General features: G+C 73.0%; 22 protein-coding genes. 9 read left to right on the top strand and 13 right to left on the bottom strand.

Annotated features, from left to right (window positions below; translation table 11 throughout):
* Positions 1-42: 42 nt before the first annotated feature.
* Positions 43-1,989 (bottom strand): sigma-70 family RNA polymerase sigma factor, encoded by a 1,947-nt coding sequence (locus AMYTH_RS0122065; RefSeq protein WP_027932152.1) that lies wholly within the window; start codon positions 1,987-1,989, stop codon positions 43-45.
* Complete coding sequence (locus AMYTH_RS0122070; RefSeq protein WP_027932153.1) at positions 1,986-2,306, bottom strand: YciI family protein; 321 nt, start codon at positions 2,304-2,306, stop codon at positions 1,986-1,988. Before AMYTH_RS0122070 ends, AMYTH_RS0122065 begins: the two co-directional genes overlap by 4 nt.
* Positions 2,307-2,383: 77 nt before the next feature.
* Here AMYTH_RS0122070 and AMYTH_RS0122075 point away from each other — a divergent pair, with 77 nt between their 5' ends.
* Together AMYTH_RS0122075 and AMYTH_RS0122080 are read left to right on the top strand one after the other, a co-directional pair.
* The gene (locus AMYTH_RS0122075; protein WP_027932154.1) at positions 2,384-2,938 is read left to right on the top strand and encodes a DUF998 domain-containing protein; all 555 of its coding nucleotides are present in this window, start codon (positions 2,384-2,386) and stop codon (positions 2,936-2,938) included.
* 11 nt (positions 2,939-2,949) lie between these two features.
* Complete coding sequence (locus tag AMYTH_RS0122080; RefSeq protein WP_027932155.1) at positions 2,950-3,297, top strand: DUF1801 domain-containing protein; 348 nt, start codon at positions 2,950-2,952, stop codon at positions 3,295-3,297.
* A 33-nt stretch (positions 3,298-3,330) separates the two neighbouring features.
* Here AMYTH_RS0122080 and AMYTH_RS0122085 read toward each other — a convergent pair whose 3' ends face one another.
* Both AMYTH_RS0122085 and AMYTH_RS0122090 read right to left on the bottom strand, forming a co-directional pair.
* A complete protein-coding gene (locus AMYTH_RS0122085; protein ID WP_027932156.1) occupies positions 3,331-4,875 on the bottom strand; it encodes a substrate-binding domain-containing protein in 1,545 nt (514 codons plus the stop codon).
* A gap of 104 nt (positions 4,876-4,979) precedes the next feature.
* Positions 4,980-5,336: a peptidase inhibitor family I36 protein gene (locus tag AMYTH_RS0122090; RefSeq protein WP_027932157.1), complete on the bottom strand. Its 357-nt coding sequence runs from the start codon at positions 5,334-5,336 to the stop codon at positions 4,980-4,982.
* Between the two features lie 65 nt (positions 5,337-5,401).
* On the opposite strand from AMYTH_RS0122090, the gene AMYTH_RS0122095 reads away from it, so the two are divergent.
* Positions 5,402-6,160: a class I SAM-dependent methyltransferase gene (locus AMYTH_RS0122095; RefSeq protein ID WP_027932158.1), complete on the top strand. Its 759-nt coding sequence runs from the start codon at positions 5,402-5,404 to the stop codon at positions 6,158-6,160.
* Here AMYTH_RS0122095 and AMYTH_RS0122100 read toward each other — a convergent pair.
* Together AMYTH_RS0122100 and AMYTH_RS0122105 are read right to left on the bottom strand one after the other, a co-directional pair.
* Positions 6,153-6,665, bottom strand: a complete 513-nt coding sequence (locus AMYTH_RS0122100; protein ID WP_027932159.1) for a hypothetical protein — start codon at positions 6,663-6,665, stop codon at positions 6,153-6,155. The two genes, AMYTH_RS0122095 and AMYTH_RS0122100, sit on opposite strands and share 8 nt — an antisense overlap.
* A 48-nt stretch (positions 6,666-6,713) precedes the next feature.
* Complete coding sequence (locus AMYTH_RS0122105) at positions 6,714-7,595, bottom strand: SDR family NAD(P)-dependent oxidoreductase (protein WP_027932160.1); 882 nt, start codon at positions 7,593-7,595, stop codon at positions 6,714-6,716.
* An 86-nt stretch (positions 7,596-7,681) separates the two neighbouring features.
* Here AMYTH_RS0122105 and AMYTH_RS0122110 point away from each other — a divergent pair, with 86 nt between their 5' ends.
* Positions 7,682-8,518 (top strand): helix-turn-helix transcriptional regulator, encoded by an 837-nt coding sequence (locus AMYTH_RS0122110; protein ID WP_027932161.1) that lies wholly within the window; start codon positions 7,682-7,684, stop codon positions 8,516-8,518.
* Here AMYTH_RS0122110 and AMYTH_RS0122115 read toward each other — a convergent pair.
* Positions 8,515-8,904: a hypothetical protein gene (locus tag AMYTH_RS0122115; RefSeq protein WP_027932162.1), complete on the bottom strand. Its 390-nt coding sequence runs from the start codon at positions 8,902-8,904 to the stop codon at positions 8,515-8,517. The genes AMYTH_RS0122110 and AMYTH_RS0122115 overlap by 4 nt on opposite strands.
* A gap of 454 nt (positions 8,905-9,358) precedes the next feature.
* Positions 9,359-9,535 carry a hypothetical protein gene (locus AMYTH_RS48965; RefSeq protein WP_157360637.1) on the bottom strand — a complete coding sequence of 59 codons (177 nt, stop codon included), beginning with the start codon at positions 9,533-9,535 and terminating at the stop codon, positions 9,359-9,361.
* A 373-nt stretch (positions 9,536-9,908) separates the two neighbouring features.
* Between AMYTH_RS48965 and AMYTH_RS0122135 the strand changes: the two genes are divergently transcribed.
* The 3 genes from AMYTH_RS0122135 (at position 9,909) to AMYTH_RS0122145 (ending at position 12,211) form a co-directional block, all read left to right on the top strand.
* Positions 9,909-10,634 carry a hypothetical protein gene (locus AMYTH_RS0122135; RefSeq protein ID WP_027932164.1) on the top strand — a complete coding sequence of 242 codons (726 nt, stop codon included), beginning with the start codon at positions 9,909-9,911 and terminating at the stop codon, positions 10,632-10,634.
* Positions 10,635-10,873: 239 nt separating this feature from the next.
* Positions 10,874-11,446, top strand: coding sequence for an RNA polymerase sigma factor (locus AMYTH_RS45405; RefSeq protein ID WP_051362772.1), 573 nt, complete (start codon positions 10,874-10,876; stop codon positions 11,444-11,446).
* A gap of 114 nt (positions 11,447-11,560) precedes the next feature.
* Complete coding sequence (locus AMYTH_RS0122145) at positions 11,561-12,211, top strand: NADPH-dependent F420 reductase (protein WP_027932165.1); 651 nt, start codon at positions 11,561-11,563, stop codon at positions 12,209-12,211.
* A 5-nt stretch (positions 12,212-12,216) separates the two neighbouring features.
* On the opposite strand, the gene AMYTH_RS45410 is transcribed toward AMYTH_RS0122145, so the two are convergent.
* The 3 genes from AMYTH_RS45410 to AMYTH_RS0122160 are packed head-to-tail and all read right to left on the bottom strand — an operon-like array spanning position 12,217 to position 14,540.
* Entirely contained in the window at positions 12,217-12,927 is a 711-nt protein-coding gene (locus tag AMYTH_RS45410) for a response regulator transcription factor (protein ID WP_051362773.1), read from the bottom strand.
* A gap of 27 nt (positions 12,928-12,954) precedes the next feature.
* A complete protein-coding gene (locus AMYTH_RS47120; RefSeq protein ID WP_051362774.1) occupies positions 12,955-13,905 on the bottom strand; it encodes a C40 family peptidase in 951 nt (316 codons plus the stop codon).
* Positions 13,906-13,961: 56 nt separating this feature from the next.
* Positions 13,962-14,540 (bottom strand): response regulator transcription factor, encoded by a 579-nt coding sequence (locus AMYTH_RS0122160; RefSeq protein ID WP_027932166.1) that lies wholly within the window; start codon positions 14,538-14,540, stop codon positions 13,962-13,964.
* Between the two features lie 143 nt (positions 14,541-14,683).
* Here AMYTH_RS0122160 and AMYTH_RS0122165 point away from each other — a divergent pair, with 143 nt between their 5' ends.
* Positions 14,684-16,270 (top strand): LuxR C-terminal-related transcriptional regulator, encoded by a 1,587-nt coding sequence (locus AMYTH_RS0122165; RefSeq protein WP_051362775.1) that lies wholly within the window; start codon positions 14,684-14,686, stop codon positions 16,268-16,270.
* A 140-nt stretch (positions 16,271-16,410) separates the two neighbouring features.
* Here AMYTH_RS0122165 and AMYTH_RS0122170 read toward each other — a convergent pair whose 3' ends face one another.
* Together AMYTH_RS0122170 and AMYTH_RS45420 are read right to left on the bottom strand one after the other, a co-directional pair.
* Positions 16,411-17,487 (bottom strand): winged helix DNA-binding domain-containing protein, encoded by a 1,077-nt coding sequence (locus AMYTH_RS0122170; protein ID WP_027932168.1) that lies wholly within the window; start codon positions 17,485-17,487, stop codon positions 16,411-16,413.
* Between the two features lie 53 nt (positions 17,488-17,540).
* Complete coding sequence (locus AMYTH_RS45420; RefSeq protein WP_410468319.1) at positions 17,541-18,581, bottom strand: SDR family oxidoreductase; 1,041 nt, start codon at positions 18,579-18,581, stop codon at positions 17,541-17,543.
* 48 nt (positions 18,582-18,629) lie between these two features.
* Here AMYTH_RS45420 and AMYTH_RS0122180 point away from each other — a divergent pair, with 48 nt between their 5' ends.
* Positions 18,630-19,220, top strand: a complete 591-nt coding sequence (locus tag AMYTH_RS0122180; RefSeq protein ID WP_027932169.1) for a TetR family transcriptional regulator — start codon at positions 18,630-18,632, stop codon at positions 19,218-19,220.
* Positions 19,221-19,356: the final 136 nt, after the last annotated feature.

Here is a 19,356-nt window from a genome sequence, read left to right on the forward strand (position 1 = left end):
CGACCAACGAACATCACCCGCCCCAGCCGTGCAGGCCCACCACTACGCGCCCCGCGCAGACCACAGTTGCCGCAGCGTGAAGCCGCGCCCGGCGGGGTCCAGCGCGCGCGTCGCCTGTTTGAACAGGTACTCCGCGCGCTCGTAGGACAGCCGTCCGCGGCCGGTGTCCGGGCAGAGGTCCGCCGCGGGCCGCATGCGTGCCGGGCCGGGGCGGCGGTCCGCCAGGAACAGGGGGCCGCGGGTGCGCCCGCCGAGCAGTTCGGGCAACAGGCGCGCCGTGCCGGAGCGCCAGGTCACCCAGCGCGCACCCGCCCGCGCCCGGCGTTCCGCCAGGTCCAGGTCCTCCACGTTCAGCGACAGCACCGGCCGCACCCCGGCGGCCGACTCGTGCAGCAACCGCCACAACGTCCGCTCCCGCACCGGCGCCTCCACCGTCCACAAGCGACTCAGCTGGTCGTCGGCGAGGCCCGGCACGCGCGACCGGCTCTCCGCGCGCCGCTCCAAGCCGTCACCCAGTTCCGGCCGCCCGGCCCACGCCCCGAACGACCGGACCGCCGACCGGTGCCGGTTCCACGTCTTCGCCGCCGCATCGCCCCACGCCACCTCGAAGACGCCCGTGACGTCGTCCCCGGTCAGCGACTCCAGCGGCCGCCGGTCGCCCAGCGCCAGGCACAGCCGGCGAAGGGTCTGGCCGTAAGACCGCAGCGTCGAGGCGTCCAGGTCGTCCCGCGCCAGGAAGTCCGCCGCCGCCCGCCCCAGCGTCGCCACCGGCGCCACGGGACCCAGCTCGTCCGCGCGCCGCAGCAGGAAGTCGCGCTCGGCCGCGTTCTTCGCCAGCGTCGCGGCTCGCGCGAACTCCACCCGCGCCTCGGCGTTCCGGCCCAGCTCGGCCAGCAGGTCGCCACGCACGCTGGGCAGCAGGTGGTAGTCCCGCAGCGCGCGGTCGGCGAGCAGTTCGTCGGCCAGCGCGAGCCCGGCCGCAGGGCCGTGCGCGCGGCCGACCGCGACCGCCCGGTTCAGCCGCACGATCGGCGTGGGCAGCAACCGGACCAGCGCGTCGTAGAGCACCGCGATCCGCCGCCAGTCGGTGTCCGCCGCGGTGCGGGCCTGCGCGTGGCACACCGCGATCGCCGCCTGCAGCACGTACGGCCCCGGCGGCCCGCCGAGGTCGCGCGCCCGCAGCATCGCGGTGAACCCGCGCCGGATCAGCAAGGGATCCCAGCGCCCGCGGTCCTGCTCGTGCAGCTGCACCGGTTCCCCGCGCGGCCCGGTGCGCGCGGCCGCCCGGGAGGCCTGGATCTCCATCAACGCGACCAGCCCGTGCACCTCGGCCTCGTCGGGCGCGAGCTCGGCCAGCAGGCGGCCCAGCCGCAGCGCCTCCTGGCACAGGCCGGGCCGCATCAGGTCGTCCCCGGCGGTGGCGGAGTAGCCCTCGTTGAAGATCAGGTACACAACCCCGAGCACCGACGACAGCCGCTCGGCCACAGCGGCGCCTTCGGGCAGCTCGATCGGCACTCCGGCAAGCGTTTGCTTCGCCGCCGCGATGCGCTGCGCGACCTGCTGCTCGGTGGTCAGGAACGCTCGCGCAATCTCCGCCGCCGACAGTCCCCCGACCAGGCGCAGGGTCAGCGCGACCCGTTGCTCGGTCGCCAGCACCGGGTGGCAGGACAGGAACATCAGCCGCAGCACGTCGTCGTGCTCGACGTCCCGCGGCTGCGCCAGCTCCCGCGCGAGCTGCTCGTGCCTGCGTTCCAGCCGCTCGGTCCGCCGGAGGTGGTCGATCGCGCGACGCTTGGCGGTGGTCATCAGCCAGGCGGCCGGGTTGTCCGGCACGCCCGACGACGGCCACTGCTCCAGCGCCGCGACCAGCGCGTCCTGGGCCAGCTCCTCGGCGAGACCGACGTCGCGCACCAGGCGGGTCAGCCCGCCGACGAGGTTCGCCGACTCCAGCTTCCACACCGCGTCGACCGTGCGGCGGACGTCGGTCACCCGAACACCTGGTGGATCCGGCTCTCACCGTCCCCCACAATCCGGCGGAACCGGCGGGCCAGCTCGACGGCCTCCTCCTTGGATTGCACCTCGACCAGCGCGAAGCCGCCGACCGACTCCTTGGCCTCGGTGAACGGGCCGTCGGTCACGGTGATCTCGTCGCCCTCGGAGGTCACCCGCGTGCCTGCCGGGTCGAGCCCGCCGGTCGCCAGCAGCACACCGGCGGCGGTCATCTCCTCGATGAACTTGCCCATCTCGGCGAACAGCTTCTCGTCGGGCGCCTGACCGGTCGCCATCTGCATCATCAGGTATCGCATCGGCGCAGCTTAGCGGCGCATTCCCTGTCACATCGCCCGAACGACGTGTGGGTGAGCATCCGAGAAAGGAACCCGAGATGACCACCACCGCCCTCCGGCCCACCGCGTCCCGTCCGACCGCGCTGGCCGTCGCCGGCCCGCTGTGGGCCACCGTCTCCCTGGCCCAGGCCGCCACGCGCGACGGCTTCGACCTCACCCGGCACCCGCTCAGCTTGCTGAGCACCGGCTCGCTCGGCTGGCTGCAGATCGCCAACTTCGTGGTCGCCGGCGTCCTCACCGTGGCCGGCGCGAAGGGGCTGCCCGGCCGGTGGGCGCCACGGCTCGTGCTGGCGGCCGGCGTCGGCCTGGTCGCCGCCGGGGTCCTCCCGATGGACGCGGTCGGGTTGTCCTGGCACGGCGTCGGGCACATGATCGCCGGCACCGTGACCTTCGCGTCGCTGATCGCGGCCTGCTACGTGCTGGGACGCCGGTTCTCGGGTCGCGACGCGGTGTTGTCGCACCTCGCCGGCACCGCGCTGCTCGTCGGCGACGGCTGGGCGATGGCCGGTGGCCCCGCCGGTTCGCTCACCCTCGCCGTCGGCGCCATCGCCGCCATGCTGTGGATCTCCGTCGTCGCCGCCCGTCTCCGCTGAAAGGTCTTGCCATGACTGTCACCGAATACGTCGAGAAGCTGCCCGCCACCCAGCGCGAGATCGCCGAGCGCCTGCTCGGCCTGATCGAGACCGCGCTGCCCGGAACGGGCGCCGTGTGGCACGGCCACCCGGTGTGGAGCCTCGGCCCCGCGCCCGGCAAGCAGGCGGTGTGCCTGGTCAAGGCCTACGCCAAGCACGTCACGTTCGGCTTCTGGCGCGGACAGGAGATCACGGACCCGTCCGGGCGCCTGCAGCCGGGAGCGCGCGGCATGGCGAGCGTGAAGCTGCGGGAACCCGCCGAGATCGACGACGAACTGTTCGCGAACTGGCTCGAGCAGGCTGCCGGACTCGAATCCTGAGCGGAGCGCCGGGCGACCCCGCCCGGCGCTCCGTCACGTCTGCGGACGGCACAGCACCGGGTTCGCCAGCTCGGCGCAGGGCCGGTCGCCGTGCGAGCGGACGATGTCGGCGCCCACCTGGTTCGTCAGGTACCGCAGGAAGCTCGCCGCGAGCGAGTCGGCCTTCGGCTCGCCGTAGGTGTAGGCGTACTCGGTCTGCCAGAACGGATACACGCCGTGGTCGGCGCCCTGCACACTCGCCTGCTGGCCGTCGATCCAGACGGTGCGCACGTCCGCCCGCTTCGCCGCGGCGCCGAGTTCGCTGTAGCCGATCGCGCCCGGCGTCGCGGCCACGGCGTCGAGCAGCGACTCGGTGTCGTTGCGGCGGCAGCGGATCACGTCGGCGCCGGTGCCCGGGCGCCGCCGCTCGACGCAGTCGTTGGAGTTCTCCCCCGGCTCGATCGCGTCGAGCACCTGCTGCTCGAACGTCGTCCGCGTGCCGGAAAGCGCTTCCCGGTCGACGATCCGCACCTCCTGGTCCGCGCCGCCCAGTTCCTTCCAGTTCCGGACGCGCCCGGCGAACACGTCGCGCACCTGCGCCGCGGTCAGGTCCCGCACCCCGGCGTCCGGGTGGATGACGATCGTGAACAGCAGGAACGCGATCGGCCGCGGCAGCAACTGCGGCGACCGGTCGCCCTTCACCCCGTGGGAGAACGCCAGCACGTCCCCGCTCTTGGCCTCGTTGAGCCGTTCCAGTCCGTCGGTGCTGCCGCTCATCTCGATGGTGAACTGCGCACCGGGGCAGGTGCGGCCGTAGGAGTCCGCGGCTTCTCGCACGACGGGGGCGAACGCGGTGGAGCCGGTGACGGTGAGCGATCCGGAGGCGCAGTCCAGCGGCGGCGGGTCCTGCGTGGCCAGCCCGATCACGAACGGTTCGGCGAGCGCGACCGACACCAGCAGGTACACCAGGACGGTCAGCCAGCGCGGGATTCCGGTGCGGCTCTTGGTCTCCTGGATCGCGCCGTTGCGCACACCGCCCTTGATGCCGGCGATCACTTCGGGGTCCGGGCACTTCTTCACCTTCGGCCCGGCGCGGTCGAGCACCGCGAGCACCTTGTAGTGCTGGCCCTGGTTCAGCGGCACCTTCGGCAGCTGGATGACGCCGACGTTGCGGCCGTCGCTGTCGACGATGTTGTCCACGCCGAGACCGGAGTTCTCGCCGAAGTTCTCACGCAGGAAGTCGTCGCTCAGCTCGGTCACGACCATGCCGGCGACGCGGCGGTCCGGGAAGTTGATCTTCACGCCGGCCTGGACGTTGCCGAGGACGGCGTAGTCCTGGCTGTCGATGTTCGTCGTGCCGGTGTTCTCGATGCGCACCAGCACGAACGACGGGTCGGTCAGCGCCTTGCCGTCCTTGTCGTCGAGGCGTTGCAGCGCGCCCGCGTTCTCGGCCGCGACCTCCTGCCGCGCGGTGGTGTCGACCTGCACGCGGTAGCCGAGCCGTTTGCGCCCGACGAACACGAACTCCCACAGAAACGCGAACACCGGCACCACGAGGGCCAGCACGGCCAGGACGATTTCCCAGGGAAAGTTGGACAACCGGGCCTCCGCGCGGGGGACACAGGACGAGACACCCATCTTGTGCGAGCGCGAGCCGGAAGATCACTTCTCCCCGAGCTGTTCGACAGTTGTTCACCCGGGCGTCAGCCGCAGGCGACCGACGAGGGGGTGTCGTCCTCCGGGCCGGGCAGGTCGACGCGGTAGCCGTCGAGCATTTCGTGCGCCCTGCCGTAGAAGTCGGGGCTCTCGTACCAGGTGCAGGTGACGCCGGTGTCGTTGGTCCAGGACGAGATCCGGTCGGCGAGGTCGTAGGTCGCCAGGTCGCCGATCCGGTCGCCCGGTCGCAGGGCCAGACCGCCGCCGGTGAAGCCGTGGTCCCGGTACAGGCACAGACTGTCCCGCGGGCAGTCGCGGCCGTCGAACGTGGAAACCTCTTGTGCCGCAGCGGTGGCCGGCACGAACGCGATCGCCAGTACGGCGAGGAACACCGATGCACGCATGGCTCGGCGATACCCGCGTCCCCCGGATCGACGCGCTCATCACCGCATCGAGCTAGGGTGCCGGGATGGCCGACCCCTACCGCTCGTTCGGCCGCGGCTACTCCGCGGTGCGGCAGCCGGATCCGCGGATCGCCCGCCAGGTGCATGCCGCGCTCGGCGCGGCCGCGACGGTGCTGAACGTCGGCGCGGGCGCCGGATCGTACGAACCGGACGGCCGGGGCGTGCTGGCGGTCGAGCCGTCGGCGACGATGCTGCGCCAGCGACCGCCCGGCTCGGCCCCGGCCGTGTGCGCGGTCGCCGAGCATCTGCCCTGCGTCGACGACCGGTTCGACGCCGCGCTCGCCGTGCTGACCGTGCACCACTGGCGCGACCCGGCGGCCGGGCTGGCCGAACTGCGCCGCGTGTCCCGGCGGCAGGTGGTGTTCACGTGGGACGTCGAGGTGATGGCGCGGTACTGGCTCGTCCGCGAGTACCTGCCGGAGATCGCCGAGCGGGAACGGGGCCTGGCGAACCTGGACGCGGTGGTCCGCGGGCTGAGCGGCCCCGACCGGCGGGTGGTGGTCCAGCCGGTCCCCGTCCCGTGGGACTGCACCGACGGTTTCCTGGCCGCCTACTGGCGCCGCCCGCACAGTTACCTGGACGACGACGTGCGGGCGGGCATGTCCGGCGTCGCGGCGCTGCCGGCGGACGTGGTTCGCCCCGCGGTGGGCAGACTGGCCGAGGACCTCGGCTCCGGCGCGTGGCAGCGCCGGCACCGCGACCTCCTGGACCGGGATTCGCTGGACGTCGGCTACCGCCTGGTGATCGGGACAGCGATCAGCTGAGCGCGCCCGCGATCCCGCAGATCAGCGAACCCAGCCGAGTATCCGACACGCAGCCGCCCGCCGGCTGGGCCGGCGTCGCGTCGGGTGGGGGCGCCGGGGACGGGGTGGGCGTCGGGGAGGTGGGTTCCGCGGGCGCGGACGGCTCCCCCGGCTGCTGCGGCGCACCCGGCGGCACTTCGGGCGCTGGCATCCCGGGCACCGGCGTGCCCGGCACCGCGGGCCCCGGCATCGGCGGCAGCGGAACCAGCGGAGCCGCCGTGCCCGGCCGGTTCACCGGCAGGACTCCACCGACCTGGTCCGGCACGGGCCGGGGGACCTCCGGCGCGGACGGGACCGCGGGCGTCTCGGCAGGCGGCGCGACCGCGGGCGGCCGGGCGCCGATCCCGAGCGCGATCGCCGGCGCGTCGTCGCTCAGCCCGTCCAGCCCGGGGCCCAGCGACCACGCCACACCCGCCGCGACCACCAGCGCCGCCCCGGCGGTCCCGATCTTCGCCTTCACTCCCATGCGCGCAGTTTAGCTTGCGGCGCAAGGCTTTCCGAGCAGTCAAATAGGTTACACCCCGACCGCGGTGAGCCGCTCGGCCGCATCCCAGAGCTCCCGCTCGCGCCGCGGGTCGTAGGACTCCGGGGACGACGGGACCACCGCACCACGGTCCACATAGGACCCGCTCGGTGCGTCGATCGTCCCGAGGACGACGTCGGCGAGGTAGCGGCCGGCGGCGGCGGGACTGGTCGCCCACGGCGTCCAGGTCATCGCGGGCAGGATCCGGCGCACCGCGAACCGGACGACCGGACCGGCGTCGCGGGTGAGTCCGGTGCCGGGCACGAACGCGGGGTTGTACGCCACGGCGGCGACCCCGGGCGGCAGCCGGCGCGCGTACTCGTGCACCAGGTGGATGGTGGCCAGTTTGCTCGTCGAGTACGCGGTGCGCCCGGCGGCCGCGCTCGACGGATCCGGGAAGGCGCCGGGCCGCGCGAGCACGTCCGGGGACCGCCACACCGGGCCGGGCACGAGACCCAGGTTGTGCCGGAAGTCGCCGAAGTGGGTGTCGCTCGTGGTGATCACGACCCGCCCCGACGTGGCGAAGCGGTCCTGCAGCACGCGGACGAACACGTGGTTGGCGAGCACGTTGACCGTGAAGGTCGACTCGAACCCGTCCGGCCCCGTCGTGAGCGCGTTCGTGTGCTGCATGCCCGCGTTCCCCACGAACACGCGCAGCGGCGGCAGGTCGCCGCGGTCCAGCCGGTCGCGGATCGCGGTGGCGGCGTCCCGGACGCTGCGCAGCGAACTCAGGTCCGCGGTCACCGTGCCGTCGCCGAGGTCCGTCCGCGCGACGACGACCACGTGCGCATCGGGGTCCCGCCGGCGGATCTCGTCCAGGGCGACGCGCCCGATGCCGCGGCTGGCGCCGGTCATGACGATCGTGTGGCTCACGCGACCACCGTCCCGCCCGGCGCGGACATCAGCCAGGGACCAGCAGTACCCAGGCTGATCCGGCTGGGAGCGGACAGAATGGACCCGTGGCTGTCCCCCACTCCGGTTTCGGCAGGCTGGTGCGCGCCTGGCGCGACCGCCTGTCCCCGGCCGACGCCGGCCTGCCCGTCACGACCGGCCGCCGCGCTCCCGGCCTGCGCCGCGAGGAGCTCGCCCAGCTGGCCGGGCTGTCGGTGGACTACGTGCTGCGCCTGGAGCAGGGCCGCGCGAAGAACCCGTCGGCGCAGGTGGTCGGCGCGCTGGCGCGGGCACTGCAGTTGTCCCGGCCCGAACGGGACCAGCTCTACCGCGCGGCCGGCCTCCTGCCGCCGCAGGACGGGACGGTGAACACGCACGTGCCCCCGGGCGTCCAGCGGCTCGTCGCGCGCCTGGGCGACGTGCCGATCGGAGTGTTCGCCGCGGACTGGACGCTGGTCTGGTGGAACGCGACGTGGTCCGCCCTGTTCGGCGATCCGGGGCCCGACCGTAACCTGGTGCGGGCGGTCTTCACCGGCGCCGCCCCGCCGGTGCGGCCGGAGCGCGGCGCGGAGGCGTTCGCGATGTCGCTCGTGGCCGACCTGAAGGACGCCGTGTCCCGCTACCCGGCCGACGCCCAGCTCGACCGCCTGGTGCGGGAGCTGCGCCGGACCTCACGCCTCTTCGCCCGGTACTGGGACAGGCAGACCACGGCGGCCGTGCACGAGTCCGAACGCAAGACGGTCACGCACCCCGAGGTCGGCGACATCCTGTTCGACTGCGACGTGCTGCTGGTGCCGGGCGCGGACCTGCGGGTGGTCACCTACACGACGGCGGCGGGCAGCGCGGACGACGGCAAGCTGGACCTGCTGCGGGTCACCGGCGGGCGCCCGCTGACCACGTCCTAGAGGTCGTCGCAGGCCGACCTGGCGCGGTTCATCGCCGCGTCGAACTGCGGTCCGGACGCCTCGAAGGTCCGCATGACGATCTCGAGCGGCGCCTTCAACGCGTCGGCGAGGGCCTGGTAGCGCGGCTCCTGCTCGGCCGCCGCGGCCGCGAGCTGCGACGCCGCGCCCCAGCGCTGGAAGCCGGCGTACTGGGTGTCGGGCTCGAGCGACGTGGTGCGCGCCACTGCCGCGCAGGCAGCGTCGGCGTCGGCCGCGGCGGCGCCCGGCCCGGACCCGATCCAGACCAGCCCGACGATTCCCGCGCCGACCACGAGCCCCACCACGAGGGCGGTCACGACGAGCGGCCATCGGCGACGCTGCGGTGGGGCGGGATACGGCTGAGCCATGGAAATCCTTCCGCGGGTGGGCTGTCCTCACCTGGACGCGCCGGCATCGCGCCCGGTTCCGCCGGGCGAGTCAGCGCACGGTCACGTTGCTCCGGTCCGGAACGCCGGCTCGTGACCGGCGGGCGCACGCGTCGCAGGTCCGGTCCGGTTGCCACGCCCGTGCCGCGGCACGCAGGGCGCGCCGAAGGCTGCGCGGCGAACGGACAGCACCGGTCTCGTCGTGCAGGGACGTGCCGAACACCTGCAGCCTGCGCTGCTTGCGCCCGCACCCGCATACGGTGCGGCGGTAGCACCGCAGCACAGCGGACCCGTTCGTCACCCGCACCCTGCCGCGCCAGATCATCCGTGCCCCCTCGGGTTCGTTCCTCCGGTGTGGAGACGGCGCAGCCCCGGCCGCCATGTCGCGGAACGGACCGACACGTTCGGATGCGACCCGGGTCACAACCGGAGGCCGTCAGGTGTTGCGGCGCCGCAGCCGCCGCCACGCCAGCTTGTAGGGGTCGACCTCGAGAACCCGCCCGGCTCGCACGTCGGTCCGGGCACGGGCCAGTGCACGCCGGGCTTCCTGCACGTCGATGCCGTACTCACGACACCGCGCGAAGAAGGCGCGCAACGCGTCGTTCCCACCCACCCGATGATGATCGTCCGCAGCGCCGTCCCGAAACCTTGATCAACTGATCGTGTCGGGAAAGCCAGAAATCACGCCGGCACGACGACGGTCACCTACTCGGTCAGTGACCTTGCCGCCTGCCCGAGGTGCCCGATCTGTACCGCAAGCTCCAGGCGGGCAGCCGGGAGGAGGCGCTCGCGCTCGGCCTGCTCCCCGTGGAACCAGCGTTGACCACGGTCCCGGCCTGACCTCGACAGTCCACGCACACCGTGAGTAGCATCACGGGCGATTCGAGGTGGATCGCGCGAGGGGTGGTTCGGTAGTGGAGAGCCCGCCGGCGCACCGTCACGACGACAACGAACGTGAACGGACCTCACGACCAGCGGGAGACGCGGTGTCCGCGGCGGTGACGACGCTGCTGACCACTTGGCGGGCGCGCTCATACGAACTCGGCTGGCCCGCAGACCTCACCTGGGAAACCGACGCGGCGCCCGCCGTCGTCGAGGCGTGCCTGACCGGCAGCGGCCTGCTCCCCGCGCTCCGCGACCTGGCCGACCAGCGCCTCGGCTCGGCCGCCACGGACGGCGACTTCGAACGCGACGTGGACGCACTCGCCTCGTGCCTGCCCGGGGCCGCCCTGGGGCCCGCCCCCGCGGACCTGGTGGCCGCCGCCGCCCGCGCGTTACGGGAGATCGTCGCCCGCGACGCCCTCCTCGCGCACGCCACCGATCCCGTGACGGGGCTGCGAACCCGCTCCGCCTTCGTGCACGACCTGACCTCCCCCGGCTACGCCGACGTGGACCCGCACGTCGTGGTGGCGCGGTGGGAACCGGCGGCGGCGCCCTGGTCCACGATGTCGGCGCGGACGACGATCGCCGACCACCTCCGGCCGCACCTGGGCCCGCGCGAATCCGCCGGATCGGTCGGCCCGTGCGAGATCGCGGTGCTGGTGACGAGCCCGGAGCGGGCCGAGCAGCTCGGCGAACTCCTGCGCGACCTGCCGGGGGCGCCGAGCCTCACGGTGTCGATCGCCGGGTGGCCGCGGGGCGCTGATCCCGCTCGACAGGCCGAATGGCTGCTCGACCTCTTCCCGTCCTTCGTGGACGAACCGCTCATCTGAGCAACGAACCGCGGTTCCGCGCGCAAAAATGGAGTAGCGTTACCGTTTCGTGATAAGGCTCCGGATGCGGTCGTGCCGTATCGGCCCGCCCAGCACAGCTGTTATCCGTAAAACCCGTCAATCACCCGTTGAGCGCACAGAACGCGAAATGATCCGCTCTCAGTAGTCCGAGTTCACCCAATCGGTTCGCCAAACCTGTAGTTGCATTCTTCACCTGGAAGTGCATGGAGGAGGGGCTGATGGGTGACACCGCGACGCGGGAGCTGGCCGGCATGTCGGACGACGATCTGCTCGGGGAGGCTCGTGGGGGTGATCGCGAAGCGTTCGCGGTCCTGGTTCGCAGACACCAGGCCGCGGCGCTGAGATACGCGTCCTCGGTAGCCCGCTGCCCGGCGGACGCGCAGGACCTGACCGCCGACGCGCTGGTGCGGACGATGCTGGCGCTGGAGGGCGGCGGCGGCCCGGCCACCAACTTCCCCGCCTACCTGCGGACCACGGTCCGCCGCCTGGCCATCGACCTCGGCGCGCGGAACGGGCGCGCCGTCGCGGCCGGCCTCTCCCCGGTCATCGTCGAGCCGAGGACTCCGTCCCTGGACGAGCAACTGGAGGGCGACCGGAACCTGGCGGAGGCGTTCGCGGCCCTGCCCGCCCGCTGGCGCCGGGTCCTCCGGATGGTGGAGGTGCTCGGACACCGCCCGCAGGACGTGGCCGCCGACCTCGGCATCGCGCCCGCCGCCGCGTGCTCGCTACTGTGGCGGGCGCGGACGGCGCTGCGGCGGCAATACGAACTCCTCGCGTCCCGCGATTCGTGACCGCCGGATTTCATCACGCGTTTCATCAACCCTCCGCATTGTCCGGACTCCTGGGCCGGGGGTATACCGGAAGAGAAAGCGCATTCCCGTCGACGGCCACGGAGGACCAACCCGGTGCGGATTTCGGTGCTGGGCAGCGGGATCGTCGGTCGCACCCTGGCCGCGCGGCTGGTGGAACTCCGGCACCGCGTCATGATCGGGAGCCGCGACCCCGGGCAGCCGCACATCAGCCGGTGGGTCCGCGCGGCCGGCGAGCTGGCACGCGCCGGCACCTACGCGGCAGCGGCACGGTCAGCGTCGATCGTGGTCAACGCCACCGCCGGAACGGCCACTGTGGACGCCCTGCGCGCGGCCGGCGAGGCCGAACTCGCCGGCAAGGTGCTGGTCGACGTCGCGAACCCGGTCAGCGACCCGGCGGCGGACCCGCCATTGCTGCGCACCGGCGAGCGCAGCCTCGGCGAGGAGATCCAGGCGTTGTTCCCGCACACCAGGGTGGTCAAGGCGCTGAACACGGTGAGCCCGTCGGTGATGGTGAACCCCAAGCGCGTGCCCGGCGGGCACGTCGCGTTCCTCGCCGGCGACAGCAGGCAGGCCAAGACGATGGTGACCGGCTTGCTGCGCGAGTTCGGCTGGCCCGCGGACGCGATCGTCGACCTCGGCGACATCACCGGGGCGCGGTCGATGGAGATGCTGTTCCCGCTGCGGCAGCGGCTGAGCAGGTCCCTCGGGCACACCAACTTCAACCTCGGGGTCCTGCACGCCTGAGGGCGTCAGGACGCCTGCCGCCGCTCGGCGTCGGGCTGCCCGGGCACGACCAGCAACCCCGCCCGGAACGCGAGGGCGACGGCGTGGGTGCGGTCCCGCGCGGCGAGCTTGCGCAGCACGCCGCGGACGTGGGTCCGGATCGTCTCCACCGAAAGCAGCAGGCTCGCCGCGATCTGGGTGGTGCTGAGCCCTTCGGCGATGAGCTGCAGCACCTGGTACTCGCGCCCGCTCAGGGCGGGCCGCGGCGTGACCGGGAGGGGTTCCTCGCCCGCGACCTCCCGCGGCAGTAACAGTCCCCGCAGTTGCCCGTCGACGTGGATCTGCCGGGTCGCGGCGGTGATCGCCTCGGTGATGCGCAACGGGTCGGCGGCGCGCGCGACCACCCCGCGCGCCCCGGCGCGCAGCAACTCGCCGAGGTGGGCGCGGTTCAGCTGGCCGGGCTCCAGCAGCACCACCACCGCGACCGCGTTCCGCACCCTGGTCAGCAACGGGATGAGCTGCGGCTGGCGGTTCACGCCCGCCCCGAGGAGGACGACGTCGGGGTGCGCGTGCTCGACCAGGCGGAGCAGGTCCGGCGCGGTGCCCGCGTGCCCGGCCCACCGCATCGTGGTGCTGCGCCGGACCAGCGCGAAGAGCCCCTCGCGGAACAGCGGGAGCGAGTCGGCCACCGCGACGCGGATGCCGGCTCTGCCGTGGACGGCGGAAGTCGTGGACAAGGTTGTTCCTCCTCTTGGTTGCGGTTGTCAGCGCAGCAGCCGGTGGATCCCGGTGACCGGGCCGATCGCGTCGATCTCCGCGATCCGGACCGGCTCACCGGGACGGGACGCGTGCACCGCACGCGATCCGTCGATCGCGACGGCGACGTGGCTGACGGGCTGGTAGTAGAAGACGAGATCGCCGGGGCGCACCTGGTCCCGAGGCACGGGAACACCCACCCCCGCCTGCGCCGCGCTCGTGCGCGGCACGGTCAGGCCGGCGGACCGGAACGCGGCCACCACGAGACCCGAACAGTCGTAACTGCCGGGTCCCTGGGCGCCCCACACGTACGGTTTGCCGAGCTGTGCCAACGCGAACCGCACCACGTTCCCGGCATCGCCCTCGGCGACCGGCGGCAGCGCGTCCATCCGGCGCTGTGCGTCCTGGACGCCACGAAGGGCGGCATCCCGCCGTGCTCCGGCGGCGGCGAGCGCATCGGCCGCCGCGGTGCGGGCGACCTCGGCCTGTGCCAGGGCATCCGCGGACGCGATGACCGCGGATTCGGCCTGGCGAAGGGATTCGTCGGCCGCCCGCACCGCGGCGAACTGGTCGGCGGCGACGAAATCCAGCAGGGGCAGGGCGGCCCGGTAGTCCAGCGGGGCGCGGTTGTCCAGCACCGCGAACTCCCGGCCACGGCGGAACTCCGCGGAGACCCCGGAGTAGAAACCGGACACGCGCGACCGGGCCTCCGCCGCAGCGGACCGCGCCGCGCGCAAGGCCTCGCCGGTGGACCCGCTGCCGGCCCACGCGGCCGACAGGTTCCGCTCAGCCGCCGCGAGTTCGGCTTCCTTGCCGCTCACTTCGACCTGCACGGCGGCGAGTTCGTCCTGGGCCCGCCGGAGTTCCTGGTACGCGTCGTCCGTGTCGCGGTGCGGTGCGGCCAGTGCCGGCGCGGCCCCGAGGGCGGCCGTCAGCCACACCACGACCAGCAGCGTCATCCTGACCACACCGAACAGACCGGCCGGCCCGGCCGAACCTGACGCGGGGCTGCGGATCAGGCCGGGAAGAGACCGGCCCGGATCGCGACCGCCACCGCGTGCGCCCGCGACGACGCGCGCAACTTCGTCTTCGCCGTGCGCAGGGCGGAGCGGACGGCGCCCGGAGTGAGACCGAGTTCGGGCGCGGTCTCGTCCGCCGTCATCCCGTGCGCCGCGCATTCCAGGACCGCGATCTCCTGCGCCGTCAGGCCGGTCACCCGGTCTCCGGGCGCCCTGGTTACCGCAGCAACCTCGGCGAGCGCGCCGAAGACGTTGCCCGGCAGGCCGTTGCGGAGCAACGTCCAGCTGATGACACCGTCCACGCCGGGCGGCGGCGGGGTGTCCTCGGCCAGCAGCAGCACGACCGCGGACGGCGCCGCCGCGCGGACGTCGCGGCACAACAAGGGGTGGTCGGCCACGTCGCCGTCGACGATCACGATGTCCGGATCGGACTGACGCACCGCGCGGAGACCCGCGACGCCCGGGCCCGCGATCTCCCACCGGGGCGCCGGACCTCCCGGCTGGGCCGACCGCAGCGCGCGCACGCGAGCCGGATCCTCCCCGACGTACATCGCGACGAGGGCGGCCGTGGGCATCCACCAACTCCTGTGTGTATTCCGACGGGTGACACCAGATTAGTTGATCTTGAGTGTTCCGGGCGGGTGAACCACTGGGACACTGTCAGTAGCAGTAAGCGCTTCCAGCAATGTCGATTCCCGCGGTGATTACTATCCAGAAAGTGCACGACCGCAGCTCGCTCGACGAGTTCCCCGCCGAACTGCGCCGGATCGTCGGCGCGCAGGACTGGGACGAGCTGGAGGACCTCTGTGACCGGCACTGGCTGGCGTTGCCTGCTGATCTGGCCGCGATGCTCGTCGCCGCGCTCGGGTCGGTCCCGCCCGAAGTCCTGCACGGCAGGCCACGGCTGGTCATCGCTTGGCTCACCAACGGCGACGCGCTGGCCGGCCCCGCGGACCCGGAACTGCGCGCGTTCCTCCGGCGCTACATGGAAGTGGGTGCGCGGATGGCCGCCGAGTTCAACCTGACCGCGGACGTCCCGCCTGCCACGCTGATTGCGCTGGGCACCGCGAAGCTCATCCAGTTGCGGGCGCAGGGCAGCCTGGACCAGGCGGACGAGCTCGGCGACGAGCTCGCGCGGCGGGTGGACGAACTCCGCCCGCTGCCGCGGGAACGGTCCACCCTGCGGCCGGGATGGTTTGCGCTGCAACGGGGTCTGACCCGATCGCTGGCCGGCGACCTCGACGGCGCCACCGCCCTCTACCAGCTGGCGCACGAGCAGGCGCGGGCCGAGCCGCTCACGCACTTCGCCGGGATCAACGCCGCGGCGAACCTGGCCATGGTGTTCGTGCACCGGGGCCAGCAGGAGGCGGCCGCCCGGTGGATCAGGACGATGCGGTCGTACCCGCCGCCGATGCCGTCGGTCGCCTTCCTCGGCACCGTCGGGGCGACGATCGCCGAAGGCTGGCTCGCACTCGACCGGCACGACCGGGACGGCGTGGCGGCCGCACTGGCGGTGACCGGCGACGGCACCAAGCCGATCGAGGTGTGGCCGTTCGTGGCGGCCTTGGCCGGCGCCGCGGCGCTGCACTTCGGTGATGCGGCGGACGGGCTGGACCAGCTCGACCGGATCCGGATCAGCAGGCACGCCACCGCCGGGCCGGGCATCGCGCAGCAGGTGCTGGACCGCGCCAGGGCCGACCTGTTGATCGCCGCCGGACAGGGCAACCGCGCGCTGCGGATGCTCCGCCGCGAAACGGCCGCGGTGCCTGCCTGGCTGGCGATCCCGTCGGCCCGGCTGCACCTGCTGGCGGGCGACCACCGGCAGGCCAGGGCGATCGCCGCGCACAGCGTGTGGGACGCGGGCACACCGCGCCGCGACAAGGCCCAGCTGCTGCTCGTGCACGCAGTGGCCGCGCTCCGGATGGGTGACCGGGAAGCCGCCCGCGGCGCCGTCCGGATCCTGTCCGCGGTCCGCGAGCCGGACGAGGTGGCGTCCCTGGCGACGCTGCCCGCGGCCGAACGCGCGGAACTCCTCGGCGAGGTCGAATTGACGGAGTCCGCGGCCGCCCGCCTGGCCCGTGCGCGGCCGCTCTTCCCGGAGCGGATCGACCTGGTGGCGCTGACCAACCGCGAGCACAAGGTCCTGACCGAGCTGACGCAGGGCCACTCGCCGCAGGAGATCGCCCGCAGCCTCGTCGTCTCCGTGGCGACGGTCCGCTCCCAGTTGCAGAGCGTCTACCGGAAGCTGGGGGCCTCCAACCGCGACGAGGCGATCATGCGCACCTACGAGCTCGGCCTGCTCTGAGCCGGAACCGCGCACGCTCGCCGGGAACACCACCCGTCCCACCCCCTTCGACCCCAGAGCCGGACGGCGTCCGCCGGCGAGCTTCGCGGCCCCCCGCACCACTCAGACCGGGCAAGGGTCGCCGACATGACGCGGGCCGGTCAGCGAGTTCGGACTGCGTCGGTGAGGAACGCGGTGAGGTGCCGGGCCTCCTCGTCGACCCCGGTCCGCTCGGCGCGGGTGAAACGGCGCAGCGGCGTGACGGTCACGGTGTCCGCTTCGACGGTCCAGGTGGCGGCGACCCGGCCGTCGACCAGTACGACGCGCTCGCCGGCCACCGACAGGTTGCGGTGGACGTCGTCGATGATCCGGCTGCGGTCCTGGTAGCCGAGGATCGCGTTGTCGAACGCGGGCAGGAACCGGACCGGGGCGGGCGTGCCGGGGTCGGGGCGCGGCGCGCCGGGCAGGTCGAGGAGTTCGCGGCCGTGTTCGTCGCGGAAGGCGACCAGTTCGTCGCGGATGGCGGCCACCGCGGTGGGCAGGCCGGCGAGGCCGCTCCACGCCCGCAGGTCGGCCACGGTGGCCGGGCCGAAGGCGGCCAGGTAGCGGCGCGCGAGCGCCTGTCCGACGGGGTCCGCGCCGTCCTCGGGAAGCGGGTCGACGTCGCGTCCCAGCCAGGAGGACAGCCGGACGTTGCGGACGCCGGCCTTGACGCGCCACAACCCCCGGGGTGGTATCTGCACCGTCGGCACGAGGGCGGCGATCGCGAGTTCACCCAGCGGCCGTGGCCCCGCGGACGGCCAGCGCCCGGCGAGCGCCCGCCCGATCTCGGCCATCGTGCGCGGCTCGTCACGGGCCAGCTCCGCCTGTGCGGCCGCGGCCACTTCGCCGGGGTCCACGCCGTCCAACTCGCGGCGGTAGACGCCGAACACCCGCTGGCGCAGCATCGCGTCGTGGCGGCTCCGCCAGGCCCGGACGTCGGCCGCCGTGACGAGGTGAATGGTGCGGCGCATGAGGTGCGTGCGCACGACGCGCCTGCCGGTCAGCAGCTCGTCGAGGGCGACCGGCCGGAAGCCGCGAAGCCGCGACCACAACCCGACGAACGGTTCCTGCGGCTCCTGGGCCTGCAAGCCGCACAAGTGCGACACCGCGTCCACGACGGGCAGGTCGGCCCGCTCGAGGAGCAACTGACGAGCCAACGTCGCCCGGTTGAGGGCTCTGCTGTCCAAAGTGGTCACCGCGGCATGATCCCAGGGGAAGCGGTCAGGTTGTGTCCTTTTTCAGCGACCACTCACCTCGGCCAGTCGACCGGCCGCACCTCGCGGGCGTGTCGCGAGTGGGGCAACCAGATCTCCTCCGCGCGCTTGCTGGCTTCGGGATCGAAGTAGTCGCCGGTCTTGAGGTCCTCCAGCAAGGTCGCGTGCGTCGGCGCCCAGCCCAGCATCGCCTGGGTGTGCCGGCTGGAGACCGGCACGTCGAGGGAAAAGAACGTGGCCAGGAACGGGTTCCCGAGATGCTCGGCGGCCTGGTCGAGGGTCAGTGAGGCGGTGGGGATGCCGAGGACCTGCGCGATCTCCTCCGCGATGCTCTTGATCGTGACGGCGCCTTCGCCGGCGCCGTGCAGCACGCTGCCGGCGGGAGCCTTCTCCAGCGCCAACCGGAAGAGGCGGGCGGCGTCGGCGCGGTGGATGGCCGGCCAGCGGTTGGCGCCGTCGCCGATGTAGGCGGAGGCGCCAGACCTGCGGGCGGCCGCGATGAGCGCCGGGATGAACCCGTAGTCACCTGGTCCGTGGACGGTCGGCGCGAGTCGCACGACGCTGGCTCGGACCCCGCGATCGGCGAAACGCAGACAGGCCTGCTCACCCGGAATGCGAAAGGCGGCAACGGAATCGGGATCCGGCGCGTCCTGCTCGGTGCTGACCCGGCCGGCCTTGGTCACCAACGTGCCCGACGTGCTGACGAACGGTTTGCCGGACCCGGCCAGTGCCTGACCGAGCGCTTCGATCGCCGCGCAGTCGCGGCGGATCAGGCCGTCCGGATCGGCGTAGTCCCCGCCATAGGCCATGTGCAGGACGCCGTCGGCAGCTTCCGCGCCGCTTCGCAGGCTGTCCAAGTCGTCCAGGCTGCCGCGATATGGTGCGGCGCCCAGCGACTCCAACCGGGCAGCGGCGGCGGCCGAGCGCGCCAAGCCGGTGACGGTGTGGCCGGCCGCGACGAGCTCGGCGACGACGGCGGGACCGGTCTGCCCGGTGCCACCGGTGACGAAGACATGCATCAAAACTCCCCAGGTAACGTCAGTGACTGGCACTACGTTACGCGTAGCGCCAGTCACTGACGCAACGTGACGCCAGTCACTGACGTAATGGGGTAGCCTCGCAAGGTGCCACGGAGTGGAGCAGAAGCCCGTCGCCGCCTGCGACAGGCCGCCTTGGAGCTGTACCGGGAACGCGGGTTCGACCAGACCACGGCGGCACAGATCGCCGCCCGGGCCGGGGTCAACGAGCGCACCTTCTTCCGGCACTTCCCGGACAAGCGCGAGGTGCTCTTCGACGGCGAAGCAGACCTGCGAGCCACGCTGCAGCGAGCAGTGGCCGAGGCGCCTGAGGGGCTGGAGCCGTTCGAGGTACTGCTGCACGCCTTCCGCGAATCCGCGCGGAACCTGGAGAACAACCGCGCGTTCGCCGAGCCGCGGTGGAAGATCATCGCGGTGACGCCGGCCCTGCGCGAACGTGAGCTGGCCAAGCACGCGTGGCTGACGGACGCAGTGGCGGAGGCGTTGCGGCAGCGCGGTCTCGGCAACGGGCTGGCCGACCTGACCGCCCGCACCGGCTGGGCCGCCTACCAGCACGCGGTCCAAGCCTGGATCGACGACCCCGCCCAGCGTCTGGCCGTGTGCCTGCAGCGCGCGTTCGAAGATCTGCGCGCTCTCATCACGGCCGTCCCATCGGGACTGGCTCGGACCGAGAGCTGACCCTGATCCACAACGGGTCACCAAACAACAATCGCCCGGCCTGCCACCGTGAGCAGATCGGGCGATCTCAAGGAACCTTGCTCGAACACGGAAAAACACCGATGGGGGTCCGGGAACCGCCCCGAGCGGGGTCTGA

This window comes from Amycolatopsis thermoflava N1165 (assembly GCF_000473265.1).
GTDB lineage: Bacteria > Actinomycetota > Actinomycetes > Mycobacteriales > Pseudonocardiaceae > Amycolatopsis_E > Amycolatopsis_E thermoflava.